The sequence below is a fragment of the Planococcus kocurii genome, assembly GCF_001465835.2.
GTDB lineage: Bacteria > Bacillota > Bacilli > Bacillales_A > Planococcaceae > Planococcus > Planococcus kocurii.
Genome location: NZ_CP013661.2, coordinates 1,896,900 through 1,911,866 on the forward strand (window position 1 = coordinate 1,896,900; position 14,967 = coordinate 1,911,866).

Below are 14,967 nucleotides of genomic sequence, written 5' to 3' on the forward strand. Positions count from 1 at the left end.
CGAAAGTTGCCAGGTTTGTGGACAACAAAAGGAACTTAGGATCTACGGCGAAGATAACAAAGATCGCAGATGCTTAGATTGTGGTAAGGAATACTCCTTTGCAGCTCGTTATTCGAATAAATTCAGTATTGAATTTAAATTTAGATATCATGAAGTTATCGGACGCGGCATATCGTGCTGACAATTGTAGTAATAGAAATTAAAAAATCTCAATTCAGTTTAAATCGAGATTTTTCTTCTATTATTTATTTTCAATAGCTCCTTAAACTAAAGCAACAGTTATTTTAAATGCCGTGTTTATGAACCGTTTTTAACGTGATCCCTACTGAAACATACATAGTTTTGTTTAATTTTGTATGTATCACATGCCCCGCCATCTTCATCATAAATTTCTTTCTCTACAACCAATTCAATACTTCTATCCCCGTATTCATCAAAATTGGTGATAGAAAGTAAATCATCGTCAAGCCAATTTAACTGGACGCGCCCTTTCGCATCACTAAAATAAACTGTTCGTTCTAAATCGCCCTCTAAATGAAATACAACATTAACAAACGCATTGACTCCACCTGCTGCTCCACCATAATTTTGGTAATAAACTTGAGCAGAATATGCCTCATTTGGTGAAGTGACTATATCTCCATCTTTTTCACCGTTCGTATAGTAAAACTCATATGTAAAATGTGTGTAGATTAAATATAGGCAAAATAGTAAAGCCAGAACTAAAGTTACTTTGAGGATTTTCACCATATTCCTTCACATCCTTCAAGTTTTAATTGTGTTTCTTACTCTCTTCTTCACCTGACTTACCATTTTTGTTTTATTATCCCTCATACTCATTTTAAAAGATTTCTTATTAAACTAGACGCTTGCTTTTGAAGCAAAGTTGCAACAAGCAATAGTATAGAAGGCAAGAGGAAACTTTATCGGAAGTTAAATAAACCTAACAAACCTTTGCAAACTTATAAATGAATTGGGCCATCAATAAATGGGGCGCTTTTTTTCAAAGTGTCTACCATTTGGAGTTCAATTCACAATACAGTGCTTTTTCTTTTTTCTTACAAAAAAACTCCTCCCAGAAATTCAATTCTGGAAAGAGTATCTCATGATAAATTTTCTATTAGAATGTGTTCACTATTGGACGGTTACGTATATTTCTCACGAAGATACATAATTTCACATTCTATATTTCAAAGGAAATTTGTTTTTCCATACTGTACTCATTAGCTTAATTTTACAATCGGCGTAACTTAAAAACTAGTCATATTTTACAGCATTGTCAAAACCTCTTCTAACAGGAGCTTTATCTCCTTCACTATCAAGCGAAGCCTTGAACTCTCCTTTTTGAATATTAGTCATAAAAGAAGTAATAATCGAGACTCCGTCTCCAGCTGCAAGCAGATCCTTTTTACTAAACAACAATTCCCCTGTATAACCGTAATTGTAATTGCCAATATAAGCGGAATCAATGACTTTAGTTCCATCAAAAAAAGTCCCTAAAAATTTCTTATACCATGGCGCATAGCCGGAAACAGTTTTATAATCCCAAGAACCTTTTGGTTTTACTTTTCCTACAAAATATCCTATTGTTGCTGTGTATGGATTTCCTCCACCCCACTTAACAAGGGATTTTTGGGAACTAAGAAACGATTCAAGGTTATTTCTATTAGCAATAACTAGGTTTTTTATATTCCTTGAAGGTGGTGCACTTGGATCTGCAAATATGGTAACAGGTTGATTATCAATGATGATTCTTTCGGAAGGATTACTTAAAGATTTCTCATATACTATTTGAGATATTTCTTCTGGGCTGTAAATCACTGGTTGGAAATTTTCATCAAATGTTAATAGATCATCTTCAACAAGTGTGTTCATTTTTTTCAAATCAGCAGTATAATCATTAAATAGACTCATACTTACTTTTAGATATTCTGCATTGGCCTTTTCGTTTATCTCAAGCTGACCCTTTTCATTTAACCTTACTAAATTTTGTTCAATAATCAAATCATGCAATTCTTGAATATTATTAGTTTTTTCAGATGCATCTACAGAGTGAGAAATAGAAAAGCTTAATAGAAACGCAATAAATAAAGTTGGTATCAGATGATATTTCTTCATAAGTTCCTCCAAAGTAATGTTTTATTTTTCCTTCCGAAAATCATAACTATCTTCACGAATATTCAGTTCCATGTTATTAATTGATATTGTTTCTTCATTAATCCATTCAACGTTTAATGGTCCATCTACGAAGTTGTAATATATAGTTCTTAATCTTCGCTATCTTTATCAAATATTGAAACTCTAACATTTTTGTAATCGATAAATCCGGAATAGTAATATATTCTTGCTTCATACTCTTCATCGAGTGATGATATTTCCTGAATAAGATAGCCCTCAGGTAAAAATCTCAAATTAAACTGCCAGTTAAGCAGGTATATAGAAACTAAAAGTATACCTATAAGAATTGCGCCTATTTTTTTGTTGGAAAATTCATCCTTTTTAAAAAAGGTTTTTAACGATTCGAATTAAAAGAATCATAAAAAGTATTACAGATACTAATAAAATAAATAGAAATAATATTGTTTATAAATTAAACAGTTCATTACTCACATTCACACCTTCGAATTTGCAAGCAATTATACCATTTAATTAAGGTGAAGTTTAACCTCCTACTATAATCCAAATATCTATAAGTATTTGAAAAATTTCCATTTTCATCCCCCCTTTTTTCTATATCGTAAAGGATAATTTACTATCGATAACGAAATATTCTAGATAGAATATTTTAGAGGAGATTGCCATGTATTTAGGAGAGGTTTTAAAACGTATTCGAAGAAATAGAGGCTTTACCCAAATAAGTGTCTCTAAAAATATTATTTCTCAAGGTAGCTATTCTAAATTTGAAGCAGGATTAAATAATTTAGAGACAGATGTCTACATTAAGATTCTAAATAACTTGAACATTGATTTTGAAGAGGTAATTTTTATTCGAAATAGTTATAATTATGAAGCGAAGCAACTGATTATCAAACAGTTCTTCACCTTAAATTATAATAATATTGAAAAATTAGAAGAAATGAGTATAGCAATAGCAAAATTTTTAAAAAAGAAACAAGATTTAGATATTGAAGAAATTCAGATTGTCTGCAATGCATTTTTGCAGCTACATTTAACGAGAGACATCGAACTTACAAAAAGGATAATCCAGCCAATTTGGAACCGTATATCAAAATATGAACAATGGTATTTGAATGATATTCGTATGATTAATACTATATTATTTTTATTTCCAGTTAATGTAGCTACTGAATTTACTCAAAGTGTATTAACCAGGCTTAATAAGTATAAAGATTTTCGAGAAGCAGAACTTCTTAAAACTTCATTTGCAATAAATTTATCACTACTATTAATAAAGGAAGGAAATTATGTAAAAGCTCTTGAAATTATTGAGGGTTCACTTGAAAAATACAAAAAAAAAATGAACTACACTATATTAGCCTTATACTTTTCAAGAAAAGCAATATGTAGCTTTCACCTTGGAAAAGAAGATTCAATCATTTTTTTAGAAAAAGCAAAAAATTTAACGCTGCTTTATGAAGATGCAGAATATTGGGAGCGTATACGGAAAGAATATAACTATTATACTTCAGTAGTAAAATTTGAATGACAGTGTTTTGTTATAGAAAGGTGCAATTGAGAGCCTAAAATATCTTGTATAAATGAACTAGAAGAGAATCCTAATTAGGTATGCAGTTTACATATCGTGGCTTATCGGAAGTCTATAAAAGCAAACTGGAGAAGATGCTGGTCCTAAGCATCTTCTTTTTTCGTTCATTTAGGTGTACTTTTACGAACGGTTTGATATTTAGATAAATGCTCTTCGAATCTCTACTTCTTATATTGAGAAGTCTTTTGCTATTGGATATATATGTTAAAGTAAAAAGAAAATAGTTTATAGCTGAAGAGGAGTTGAGAAATATGGAGAAGTTTTATGTGGCATCAAGTTTTAGAAATATTGAAGCAGTTAATTACGTTACTAATCAATTAATAGATAAAGGATATCTTCACACTTACGATTGGACTAGAAACGAAAAAGCAAAAGAAGAACAGACAATCACATTGGAGGATCTAATAGAGATAGGGCAAAGTGAAAAAGAAGCTGTAATGGAATCGGATTTTGTTGTTGTTTTACTGCCAGGGGGAAAAGGTACTCATGTTGAGTTAGGAATTGCATTGGGACAGAAAAAGAAGGTTTTTCTATACTCACAAGATGGTGCAATTAAAAATGTTGAAACGACAAGCACATTTTATCATTTACCGGAAGTAGAAAAATGTTATGGGACCCTTGAGGAACTAGTGAATAAAATTGCTGCTTCAGACAATGTTATAAGCAGAATTGGAGATATCTAGGAAGAACTAATATAGAAAATGAAAAGTGGTGATAAAGTGAACTTCAAAAATAAAAAAGGCGACTTTGGTAATTTGGAACAATTGGTAGGGTCATTTAGCTCGATACCAAAAAAACAGAAGACTTTACTGATTGGAATAGATGGTTGTGGAGGTTCAGGCAAAAGTACGTTAGCAAACCACTTGAAGAAGGAATGTTCGGACGTAACAATTGTTCATATGGATGATTTTTATTTGCCGTCGTCACAACTAATAAACAGTCATCCCAAAGAGAAAGCTATTGGCGCTGATTTTGATTGGGTACGTATGCTGAAAGAAGTTATTGAACCCATTAGTCGAAACAAAGAAGGGTGTTACCAGAGATATGATTGGGAGAAGGACGATTTAACGGAATGGCATAAAGTGCCCATTGGAGGAATTGTTGTAATAGAAGGCGTTTATTCCCTTCGTAATGAATTAGTGGATAAATATGATTATACAATATGGGTTGATTGTCCACGAGATGTGAGGCTTTCACGAGGACTTGAAAGAGACGGAGAGGATGCGCGCGATACGTGGGAAAATAACTGGATGATCTCAGAAGACCTGTATGTAAAAGAACATAACCCTATTAGTAAAGCAGACCTCGTAGTTAACGGAACGAAATGAACTTTTTAATTTGTAATTATGAATAGCTAATTGAAGCATAAACAGCATGATTCAGATCGTGGGCTAGCGAGAACTTTATTGATTATTGGTTTACATATCGCAGCTTATCGGAAGTCTATAAAAGCAAACTGTAGAAGATGCTGGTCCTAAGCATCTTCTTTTTTCGTTCATGTAAGTGTACTTTTACGAACGGTTATTTTTAAGTTTTTCATTCTATTCGTTGAAGAAAATAAATTGGATTCTATGAGAAACTCTGTATAAGCGAATGATTGGGATTTCTTTATCATACAGAAATTGTAGAAAGCAGAAGTTTTATGAACACACCAATAACTTATAAAAATTTATTTGGTGTGCTTAGGCTTCAAGCAGGCGAATTCGCTTTTATTGACATACTTGAAAGCATCTATTAATTTGCAGTTAGTAAATGAGAAGGAAAAACATCAAATGCAACTTTAGTCTTGACAATAAATTCAGATAATTTTATACTTTAAACAACTACTTGGTAAAACAATGTAGTTAAATTTTTGATTAGCTATCTTGGTATACCGAGTACTGAAAGAGGTGAATGCTTTGACGCTTAGAAGCCAATTATTGAAAGGGGTACTCGAAGCCTGCGTTATGGCCGTAGTAGAGAAAGATGCGGTTTACGGCTATGAACTATCGCAAAAGCTCCAGAATATTGGATTGCCGGACATCAGCGATGGAACCATTTATCCGGTTTTATTGCGGCTGCAGAAGAATGGATTTATTTACGGAGAAACGAGACCTTCAGCATCCGGGCCAAACCGGAAATATTATTTTTTGACAGACAGTGGAAAAGAGGAATTGAGGAAAATATCCAGTGAATGGGAAGAAATTGCCGCACCTGTTAGTAAATTATTAAAAAGGAGCGAGGACTTATGAGGTCAGTGAAAGTATTAATCAAAGACAATAACGAAAAGCGTGAATTGCTGAGTGAAGAAAACCTGGCGTTTTATGAAGAATTTCTTTTTTACATCCGCACGGATCTGCGGGTTGATGAGCAGTCAGGGGAAGAAGTATTGATGGATTTACTGGATCATCTGCTTGAATCGCAGGATGAAGGCAAAACAGGCAAGGATTTGTTTGGCGACAGACCACAGGCATACGCGGATGAACTGATAGACGCTTTGCCCAAGGAGAAAAAGCGCAATGTGGCTGTCTTCGTCCTGTCCCAAATGTTAGGCATAGCAGGTTTTTTCAGTATTACATTAGGGATTATCTATATCGCATTGTCATTTTTCCTTGAAGTGGATACGACGCTCTCTTTAGGTAATATTCTGACAATACTTGTAACCGTTGCGATTCTTTCATTAATAGCAGTATCGTTTATCTTTAAATTAATCCGTTCTTCTTTGTTCCGTCCGAAGAGGAGTCGAATCATCGAATATTTGAAAGCCGGTTTGTTCGGTGCCACTCTATTTGCAGTTATACTACTGCTGGTTTGGCTTGTTCCAGAATTTGGTCCGGAAATCAGTTTGCAATGGTGGATGTATGTGTTGTTTGGTTTCGTTTTGCTGGCGGGAGATAAAGTGATGGATCGTTTGAAATAAGAATAAATATGTCTGATTTCAATAGAGATGTTACTATTGAGGGCTTTCTTAAAGGAAGTAAGTGAGTTAATTTCATTTCATTATTCCGCGTCTGTGTAGCTCTTAGATAAAATAGAGCATCTCTTCTAATCATGTTTAGTGGTAGTCGTCACAAGGAAGATTTTGTGGAATATTAGTTAATTCCCCGAAAGAAGAATCTTAATCTACAGTAAAGTATTAGGTTTACATATCAGCAGTTTATCGGTAGTAGGTTATTCAAAGCAAATAGAAAAAGGGGCTGTCCCAAAAGTGGCTGACTGGCGCCGAACTAACTCGGGCTAAATGCCCGAGTTAGTTCGGCACTGCGCTATCCCGCAGGAGTCGCCGCTTCCATTCCAGTCAGCTCGTTTAAAAACCGGCAAAGAAAAGGGTTCCTTTTCTTTGCCGGTTTTATATTTTGTAGTTATGGGACAGCCCCTTTTTTCCATATAGACAGAAAGATTACTGTTTCTCACTGCTAGCAGGTATTAGAGGTTTAATTTATTGGCAGAAAGCATCTTGATCATGTCCGGGTCCGCATGAGAGAAGAACTGGCTTTCGCCCAGATTTAAAGTGGCGATGGCTGCTTTGTCTTCGTCCGATAAACTGAAATCAAAGACATTGATATTTTCTGCCATGCGTTCCGGTTTCGTCGATTTGGCCAGAACCACAACGTCCTGTTCCACGAGCCAGCGAACAATCACTTGGGCGACGGATTTTTTGTATTTCGTCCCGATTTCATTGAGAACGTCATTTTGGAAAATGTTGTTTTTTCCTTCTGCAAAGGGCGCCCAGGCTTCCGGAACGATTCCTTCGGCTTTTAACGCTTCAATCGCTTCCGTTTGCTGGTTAAAGGGATTGATTTCGATTTGGTTGATAGCAGGTGTGATTTCGTTAAAGACCGTTAAATCCATGGCACGGTCCACGGCAAAGTTGGAGATGCCGATTGCTCGGATTTTTCCTTCTTTTTGGAGTTTTTCCATTGCGCGCCACGCCCCATGCACATCATTGTAAGGCTGATGAATCAGCAGCAGATCCACATAGTCGAGGCCCAGGCGATCAAGGGAACCTCGGAAAGAGTCCATGACGCCTTCATACGAAACGTTTTGAATCCAGATCTTGGTGGTGATGAACAGCTCGCCGCGTGCCACACCTGAGTTTTTGATGCCTAAACCAACTTCGGTTTCGTTCATATAGGCTTGCGCTGTATCGATATGGCGATAGCCTGCCTGAATCGCATCGAGTACGGCCTGTTCTGTTTCTTCCGGTGGAATTTGAAAGACGCCAAAACCGAGAATCGGGATTTCCACACCGTTATTGAGTTGGACTGTTTTCATCTGTTTGCCTCCTTAGAATTCATTCCCTCTTACTGTAAACTATGGAGTGGCCTCCATAGCAAGACCTTTGCTCAATCTGCTAGAGAATGCTTCATTTCCCACAGCTTCTCGACATTCTCGAGTGTAAGCTCTCCACTTTTAAACTTGTCCAAGTGTTCATCATAGGTATCGACTTTATATTGCAGAATGGCACGGATTTTTTTCATCTCGGCCATTTTTTTATCCATTTCCTGTAATTGGTTGTTTAAAATTTGTTTTTGCGCCTCGGCTACGTTTTGCGTTCCACTCAGTCCGGCAAGTGCTGTAAATTCAATCAGCGACTCAATAGGCAATCCAGCAGAGCGAAGACTTTTCGCAAGAAAAACCCAGTTCAAGTCATGGGTCTGGTAATTGCGATAGCCGTTTTCGTCCCGATTGACGGGTGGGATCACCCCAATGCGCTCATAGTAGCGAAGTGTATCGACGGACAAGCCGAACATGTCGGCAACTTTTTTACTGTTCATGGTATCGCCTTCCTTAACTTTTGGTAGTTGCATCTTACACTGTACGATGGAATTCTACTATCGTTCTATTTTCTGCAAGTACAATAAGCATTGCACAAAGAATCCGCAAAATACAGAGAAGTCGCATCTGGTGGAATACTTAACGTGAGAAAGAAATGTTAGGTTAACATATGACACATTATCGGAAGAAGAGGCTCAAACCTGAGTCTCTTTTTGTTTTGAAATTTGAACTTTTACAAACGCTCTTTAATATAGTCCCAGTAACTGATTTTACTTATTCATGAGCACCCATTTATACCGTTTTTAAAATAGTCGTACAAAATAAAGAAGTGTTTACAGGGGAACAGTTTTACGAGATTCCGTTTGTCAAATTAAGCTAGACGGATATACTCTATTCAGTTGACTCATAAGGCCTCTAAAGACGTGCGGCAATTTAATGACTTCTGAGGGATATTATTCCGCTTACTTTACTTTGGATTAAGTTATATTTCTATTTTGAATGATTTTCTTTGAAATCCCATATCTTTAAATGGTCAAAAGACGTAATTAGTAAGGCCAATTAGTTCTTCTATCAGTACCTTTGGGTATCTCTAGAAAATCAGAATAATAATGATGGACTCAACCCACAGTAGCTGCCAGGCAGAGTAACATTCCACTACAGACCAAGATTACGGCACACTCTTGGAAGCATTTGGGGGTCACCCGAATAGAATAATTCTGTTTAGTGTAAATTGACAAAGGAAACTTTATAATTTAGGCAAACTTTTTAAGAAGCTCGTCCGTCTAATAACTAAACTGTAAAAATTAAAAAAATGTGTTCACAACATGTTAATAGAGAAAAAGGTGATTACTTCGTCATGATGAAAAAAGGGAATTATAAACTCCTAGAGAATTTTATAATAAAAAATCAAGAATCTCATTATCGCCTAGCATACAGCTATGTTAAAAATAAAGAAAATGCGTTAGATATTGTACAGGATTCCATACTCAAAGCACTCAAATCAATTGATAGTCTAGAAGAAACCTCCTATTTAAAAACCTGGTTCTACCGAATTATTATCAATACTTCCATGGATTTCATTAGAAAACATAAACGGGTGGAGGTTATGGACGATGATATTCTGAGTATACTTTTGCCACAGTTAGAGGATGAAATACCCGATATGGATTTGCAAGCTGCCATTAATCATTTAACTCCAGAATACAAGACACTTATCATTCTTCGTTTTTTCGAAGATTTAAAAATCGACGAGATTGCAGAGATAACTGGGCAAAATATTAATTCCGTTAAAACTAGACTCTATAGCGTGTTGAAAAAACTACGCGTTGAAGTTGGAGAGGATTTTAAACTATGAAAAAAATAGAAAAGTTAAAAAAAGATTATCATGCGGTAGAAATTCCATCCGAGTTGCAGGCCATCGTAAAAGATTCAATTCGTCAAGCTAAAGCAGAGCAGAAGAAACGCCCAATTCTAAAGAAATGGTTGATTATAGCAGCAGCTGCCACTATTTTATTTATTGGCAGTATTAACTTGAGTCCGACTATGGCCAGAGCGATGGCGAATATCCCAGGGTTAGCAGAAGTTGTGGAAATTTTTACTGTTCAAACTTTAACTGTTGATGAAGCAACATATCAAGCCAATTTTAGTATACCTGCGATTGATGGTTTAGAAAATAAAGAGCTACAGGCTTCATTGAACGACAAATATATCGAGGAAAATAAGGCGCTTTACGAACGATTTGAAGAAGAAGTTGCTGAAATGAAAGAAGTAGAAGGTGGTCATCTTGGAGTTGACTCAGGCTACGAAGTACTGGCAGATAGCGAGCAACTGCTATCAATTGCTCGCTATGAAGTGAATACTGTTGGTTCATCTTCAACAACGATGAAGTATGACACCATTGATAAACAACAAAATATACTGATAACACTTCCAAGTCTTTTTGAAAATGATAAATATATCGAGGTGATTAGTTCGTATATAGCGAGAGAAATGAACCGACAAATGTCAATGGATGATGAGATCTATTATTTCTCGTTTGATGGATTGGAATTAGACTTTGAAGAAATTAATCCTGAACAAGGGTTTTATATTACTACTACTAATAAACTTGTTATTTCATTCGACAAGTATGAAGTGGCACCAGGTTATATGGGGATTGTGACATTCGAGATTCCTTCGGATATACTGAGAAATTTGTTGGTCAGTGACGTATACATCAACTAATTTCTTTGCATTTCAAAGTAGCAAACACATTCACCTGTTTGCTACTTTTGCAAAATAAATTGTCGAGTTGGATTTTAAGACGGTGTCCCCATAAATATATTGCTTATACTAAACTATTAATTTGAATCACCTGTTTAAATTGTTATATAAGTACTGAAGGAGTTTTTAGCTTGGAAAAAGCACGCAGAAATCATCGATACTTTTGGATTGATATCACATTTTTAATTGTTATGATTGCACTACCCATATCCACTATGAGTTTAATTACATTGATTACTAAAGAGTCGGCCGTTACTCAGGCTTCGACTAAAATCGAAACTACGGACTCCCATAAATTCGAATTGGTAAATAGCAATACGCTTGGAAATCTGATTTCCGAAACTTCTTTACAGAAAGGAAATACTGCTTCCTCTCTAAATCAGAAAGATAGCACTAAGTATGTTGCCAAAGACGAAGAAATAAAAGGGGATTATGTCGATAGCAATAAAAAAGTAGCCCTTACATTCGATGATGGACCGCATCCGAAAGTAACAATGCAAATTCTTGAGATATTAAAAAAATACGATGCAAAAGCAACATTTTTTATGCTTGGCAATATGGTTGAAAAATATCCAGAAATCGCAAAAAATGTTCAGAGAGCAGGTCATGAGCTTGGTAACCATGCTTGGAGTCATCTTGATTTGACAAACTTAGGTGCAGAAGCAGCGCAAAATGAAATTGCTGAGACATCTGCTATAATCGAAAATACTACCGGTCAAAAAGCAACTGAATTCAGACCCCCTTATGGAGCGGTAGATGGAACTGTTCGGAACCAGACAGACTTGCCTTTCATCTTTTGGGATGTCGATACACTCGACTGGAAACACCGCGATTCAAAACAACTTCTTACTCACGTTAAAGATATAACGAAAGAAGGAAGTACGATCCTTATGCATGATATTCACCAATCTACAGCAGATGGCCTCGATGCAGTTCTGGCCTACTTACAAAGTGAGGGCTATACTTTCGTTACAGTTTCAGATTTAAATAATTAATCGCTTACTCCCAAATTAAATATTAAATAGTACTTTTACATGTAAATTGAAGAAAATTGGCTTTTCAAAATTACCTATAAATATGATGAAGATTACTTTTTGACTTTTATTCTTCCCAAAAATATAGAAGAAGGTAGATTTAATTTTTTTACCGAAGGATATGAATAGTTTCTAAATTTTTAGTGTATTGACATTTTACTGATTTGAAAATCAGCTCTGCGTAAAGAATATTGGGAATTCCTTTTCATATAACGATAAAATTTTTAATTAGTTCCGGCAGTCAGTATACCTAATAACATAGGTTTACATATCATAAGTTATCGGAAGTAGCGGTAATTTCAATAGCAAAACACAAAGAGGAGGATGGATGCCGATTGGCACTTAACTTCCTCTTTTGTCTATAACAATCTACTTTTACGAATGCTGTTTCTCGATTACTACATTCTTTAAGAACGTTTTAAACTACAAAGGACTGTAAACGCTAAACTAGACTAAACAGTTTTCCACAAATAACGGTAAACAGATTCCACCAAATAAGACTCAACAGTTTACCGATACCGATTCACTTTTAATATACTTGAGAGAGTCTATTGAAAGTGAGGAATGAGGAGTGGAAAAGTTTATGATTTACAACGAGATTCACCAACTTCGCAGCGCGGGTTTTTCAAATAGCGCTATTGCGAAAAAGCTGAAGATATCTAGAAATCGTGTGATTGACTACGGAAATATGACACCTGATGATTTTTGTAAATTCGTTCTTTCGCTGCAAAGCAGAAGCAAGAAATTGGATCCTTACCACGAGGAGATTGTCAGCTGGCTAAAAGAGCATCCCGATCTGACAGGTGCACAGATTTTTGATTGGCTGGAGGAACGATTGGGTGTAAAGTCCATCGCTGAAAATACCGTCAGGAATTATGTGAACGAATTGCGGGAAGTCTATCATATTCCTAAGCAGGCTGCAGAGCGCACATTCAGTGCAGTTCCAGAACTTCCGATGGGCCAACAGATGCAAGTAGACTTTGGAGAGAAGAAGGTATTAACCACTGAAGAGACATACCGAAAGGTGTATTTCATTGGTTTTGTGTTAGCGCATTCGAGGTTCAAGTATGTGGAGTTTCTGGATCGACCCTTCCGGGCAAGCGACTTAATACATATGCATGAGAATGCCTTTCGCCATTTTGGGGGCATGTGCCAAGAAATCGTCTATGACCAAGACCGGCTCTTAATGGTTAGTGAGAATTCGGGAGATTTGATCATGACAGCGGAATTCACCAAATACCAACAGACACGAAAATTCAAAGTCTATCTTTGTCGGAAGTCGGATCCGCAATCGAAAGGAAAAATCGAACAAGTCGTGAAATACGTCAAAAACAACTTTGTTAAAAACCGAACCTTTGATAATTTGATGGATTGGCAAGCTGCCTGCATGAAGTGGCTGGAACGAACCGGTAATTACAAAGTTCATCACAACATCAAAAAAAGACCCTTCGAGGTGTACGCCCTGGAAAAGCAACACCTGCAAAAGGTCTCTGGTACTTACATTTTTGAAAAAGTCTTCACTTCGAGTATAACAAGAGATATCAAGCATGACAATGTCATTCGTTTCGACTCAAACCGTTACAGTGTGCCCCGTGGCACTTACCGTAAAGGTGCGCCAAATATCGCTTATGTTCAGACGGATAACCACTACCTGTACATACGTCTCCAGGAACATGGGGAGATATTAGCGAAACACCGATTGGCGAAGGGCAAAGGAGAAGTCATTTCGGACCCTACCCATCGTGAACGAAATCAGACCAAACGAGATGATTTAATCCAGCAAATTCAAGACCAATTAGCAGATGCAGAAACAAGCACCTGGTTCATTGAGCAATTGACCGAACGGTATCCCCGCCATTTGGTCGACCAATTGAAAGTCGTGCAATCTGTCATTGGAAATCACCCTCACTTTGTCGATGAAGCGCTGGATGAGATGAAACGGCTCAAGCTAACGAGCGCCAATGATTTACGGGACATCACTATCTCGTTAGAGATAGAAAGCCAAAAGAAGCAAAAGAAAGCCGGCACGATCAACGAGAAGTACAAAGACTTCGTGGCACCCGAACGAACAGCGGATATTTACCTCTCCGTCCTTCAAGGAGGTGAGAACCAATGAGTCTTCCCTACGAAGAATTACAAGAAAAGTGCCGAACCTTGCGGTTGGCAGAAACGGCCAAAGAACTGCCAAGTTTTCTACGCGAAGCCGAGGCAAAGGGATGGACGTATCATGAGTTTATCCATGAAGTGCTTAGTTATGAAATGCGTTGTCGCGAACGCAAAACCAGCGAAAAGCTCATGAAATGGGCAGAGTTCCCTGAATTACTTACATTCGAGGAGTTTCGCCTGGAAGAACAGACAGCTATCGGTGAAAAGCAGCTGAATGTGTTAAAGGAGCTGTCTTGGGTCGATGACTGTTTTACGTTGATCATGAGGGGGCCGACAGGCGCGGGCAAGACTCATTTATCGACTGCTTTAGGTATCCACGCCATCGAGCGTGGGTATCAGGTGTCGTTTGTATCGATGGAGCGCCTTATCTATGTGTTGAAATCAAAAGAATACACGAGCAAGTCAAAAACGAGATATAAGCGGATTACCACTTCTGATCTAATCATCATTGATGATGTCATGTACATGGCTTATGAGCCTCAAGAGGCTCATCTGTTCTTCCAATTCATTTATGAAATGTACGACAAAGCGGCCTTCATTTTGACTTCAAATAAAGGTCCAGCCGAATGGGGGAAATTCTTAGGCGATCAGACCTTAACAACCGCCATCTTAGACCGCCTACTTCATCGAAGTGAGATTCTTACATTTGACGAGAAGCAAGACAGCATCCGAATGAGATACAGAAAAACGTTATTTAGCAATCAAGGTGTTGAATCTTAATTGTGAAAAACTGTTTGTTTCTACTTGACGGTTACAAGGACCTTAACGAGAGAAGGAAGAGTAGAGTTTTGCTTCTATAATCAATAAGTAGAGTATAAGTAGAGTCATATTGACCAGTCTTTGAGTGAAAGCATTTAATGAAATTACTTCCTGAACAAGTAATAAATAATAGTGGGAAATTTCATCCCAAAAACTGCAACTCATGAGCGTAAGTGTTCTCCTTCATAATCAAAAAAAGCACAGCCACAAGGAAATGAATGGAGCCATTTCGTTGTGGCTGTGTTTTCAATAACTCAATGT

15 protein-coding genes are annotated in these 14,967 nt (G+C 36.8%); 10 read left to right on the forward strand and 5 right to left on the reverse strand.

Going from position 1 to position 14,967, the window contains the following annotated elements; translation table 11 throughout:
- Positions 1-297: 297 nt before the first annotated feature.
- From AUO94_RS09315 to AUO94_RS17805, 3 genes are all read right to left on the reverse strand, one after another.
- Positions 298-750, reverse strand: coding sequence for a DUF5412 family protein (locus AUO94_RS09315; RefSeq protein WP_058383950.1), 453 nt, complete (start codon positions 748-750; stop codon positions 298-300).
- 507 nt (positions 751-1,257) lie between these two features.
- A complete protein-coding gene (locus tag AUO94_RS09320; protein WP_058383951.1) occupies positions 1,258-2,118 on the reverse strand; it encodes a polymorphic toxin type 44 domain-containing protein in 861 nt (286 codons plus the stop codon).
- Between the two features lie 21 nt (positions 2,119-2,139).
- Complete coding sequence (locus AUO94_RS17805; protein WP_169793191.1) at positions 2,140-2,262, reverse strand: DUF5412 family protein; 123 nt, start codon at positions 2,260-2,262, stop codon at positions 2,140-2,142.
- A 538-nt stretch (positions 2,263-2,800) separates the two neighbouring features.
- Between AUO94_RS17805 and AUO94_RS09325 the strand changes: the two genes are divergently transcribed.
- The 5 genes from AUO94_RS09325 to AUO94_RS09345 all read left to right on the forward strand — a co-directional run bounded on the left by AUO94_RS09325 (position 2,801) and on the right by AUO94_RS09345 (position 6,626).
- On the forward strand, positions 2,801-3,667 hold the full coding sequence (locus AUO94_RS09325) for a helix-turn-helix domain-containing protein (RefSeq protein ID WP_058383952.1): 867 nt from the start codon (positions 2,801-2,803) through the stop codon (positions 3,665-3,667).
- Positions 3,668-3,978: 311 nt separating this feature from the next.
- Positions 3,979-4,410 (forward strand): nucleoside 2-deoxyribosyltransferase, encoded by a 432-nt coding sequence (locus AUO94_RS09330; RefSeq protein WP_058383953.1) that lies wholly within the window; start codon positions 3,979-3,981, stop codon positions 4,408-4,410.
- Between the two features lie 72 nt (positions 4,411-4,482).
- Positions 4,483-5,055 (forward strand): uridine kinase family protein, encoded by a 573-nt coding sequence (locus AUO94_RS09335; RefSeq protein WP_058386813.1) that lies wholly within the window; start codon positions 4,483-4,485, stop codon positions 5,053-5,055.
- A gap of 570 nt (positions 5,056-5,625) precedes the next feature.
- Entirely contained in the window at positions 5,626-5,958 is a 333-nt protein-coding gene (locus tag AUO94_RS09340) for a PadR family transcriptional regulator (protein ID WP_058383954.1), read from the forward strand.
- On the forward strand, positions 5,955-6,626 hold the full coding sequence (locus AUO94_RS09345) for a DUF1129 family protein (protein ID WP_058383955.1): 672 nt from the start codon (positions 5,955-5,957) through the stop codon (positions 6,624-6,626). The genes AUO94_RS09340 and AUO94_RS09345 overlap by 4 nt, the downstream gene beginning before the upstream one ends.
- Before the next feature lie 506 nt (positions 6,627-7,132).
- Here the strand turns inward: AUO94_RS09345 and AUO94_RS09350 are convergent.
- Together AUO94_RS09350 and AUO94_RS09355 are read right to left on the reverse strand one after the other, a co-directional pair.
- Positions 7,133-7,981: an aldo/keto reductase gene (locus AUO94_RS09350; RefSeq protein ID WP_058383956.1), complete on the reverse strand. Its 849-nt coding sequence runs from the start codon at positions 7,979-7,981 to the stop codon at positions 7,133-7,135.
- Between the two features lie 71 nt (positions 7,982-8,052).
- Positions 8,053-8,484 (reverse strand): MerR family transcriptional regulator, encoded by a 432-nt coding sequence (locus AUO94_RS09355; protein WP_058383957.1) that lies wholly within the window; start codon positions 8,482-8,484, stop codon positions 8,053-8,055.
- An 857-nt stretch (positions 8,485-9,341) separates the two neighbouring features.
- Here AUO94_RS09355 and AUO94_RS09360 point away from each other — a divergent pair.
- The 5 genes from AUO94_RS09360 to istB all read left to right on the forward strand — a co-directional run bounded on the left by AUO94_RS09360 (position 9,342) and on the right by istB (position 14,667).
- Positions 9,342-9,839 (forward strand): RNA polymerase sigma factor SigV, encoded by a 498-nt coding sequence (locus AUO94_RS09360; protein ID WP_062429933.1) that lies wholly within the window; start codon positions 9,342-9,344, stop codon positions 9,837-9,839.
- A complete protein-coding gene (gene rsiV / locus AUO94_RS09365; RefSeq protein WP_058383958.1) occupies positions 9,836-10,708 on the forward strand; it encodes an anti-sigma-V factor RsiV in 873 nt (290 codons plus the stop codon). The genes AUO94_RS09360 and rsiV overlap by 4 nt, the downstream gene beginning before the upstream one ends.
- 170 nt (positions 10,709-10,878) lie before the next feature.
- Positions 10,879-11,742, forward strand: a complete 864-nt coding sequence (locus tag AUO94_RS09370; RefSeq protein ID WP_058383959.1) for a polysaccharide deacetylase family protein — start codon at positions 10,879-10,881, stop codon at positions 11,740-11,742.
- 622 nt (positions 11,743-12,364) lie between these two features.
- A complete protein-coding gene (gene istA / locus AUO94_RS09375; protein WP_058383960.1) occupies positions 12,365-13,897 on the forward strand; it encodes an IS21 family transposase in 1,533 nt (510 codons plus the stop codon).
- Entirely contained in the window at positions 13,894-14,667 is a 774-nt protein-coding gene (gene istB / locus AUO94_RS09380) for an IS21-like element helper ATPase IstB (protein ID WP_058383961.1), read from the forward strand. The genes istA and istB overlap by 4 nt, the downstream gene beginning before the upstream one ends.
- Positions 14,668-14,967: the final 300 nt, after the last annotated feature.

What these genes read in the sequence shown, in the direction of transcription:
- AUO94_RS09315 (WP_058383950.1), bottom strand. Translation starts at nt 750, where the DNA reads ATGGTGAAAATCCTCAAAGTAACTTTAGTTCTGGCTTTACTATTTTGC.
- AUO94_RS09320 (WP_058383951.1), bottom strand. Translation starts at nt 2,118, where the DNA reads ATGAAGAAATATCATCTGATACCAACTTTATTTATTGCGTTTCTATTA.
- AUO94_RS09325 (WP_058383952.1), top strand. Translation starts at nt 2,801, where the DNA reads ATGTATTTAGGAGAGGTTTTAAAACGTATTCGAAGAAATAGAGGCTTT.
- AUO94_RS09330 (WP_058383953.1), top strand. Translation starts at nt 3,979, where the DNA reads ATGGAGAAGTTTTATGTGGCATCAAGTTTTAGAAATATTGAAGCAGTT.
- AUO94_RS09345 (WP_058383955.1), top strand. Translation starts at nt 5,955, where the DNA reads ATGAGGTCAGTGAAAGTATTAATCAAAGACAATAACGAAAAGCGTGAA.
- AUO94_RS09350 (WP_058383956.1), bottom strand. Translation starts at nt 7,981, where the DNA reads ATGAAAACAGTCCAACTCAATAACGGTGTGGAAATCCCGATTCTCGGT.
- AUO94_RS09355 (WP_058383957.1), bottom strand. Translation starts at nt 8,484, where the DNA reads ATGAACAGTAAAAAAGTTGCCGACATGTTCGGCTTGTCCGTCGATACA.
- AUO94_RS09360 (WP_062429933.1), top strand. Translation starts at nt 9,342, where the DNA reads ATGATGAAAAAAGGGAATTATAAACTCCTAGAGAATTTTATAATAAAA.
- rsiV (WP_058383958.1), top strand. Translation starts at nt 9,836, where the DNA reads ATGAAAAAAATAGAAAAGTTAAAAAAAGATTATCATGCGGTAGAAATT.
- istA (WP_058383960.1), top strand. Translation starts at nt 12,365, where the DNA reads ATGATTTACAACGAGATTCACCAACTTCGCAGCGCGGGTTTTTCAAAT.
- istB (WP_058383961.1), top strand. Translation starts at nt 13,894, where the DNA reads ATGAGTCTTCCCTACGAAGAATTACAAGAAAAGTGCCGAACCTTGCGG.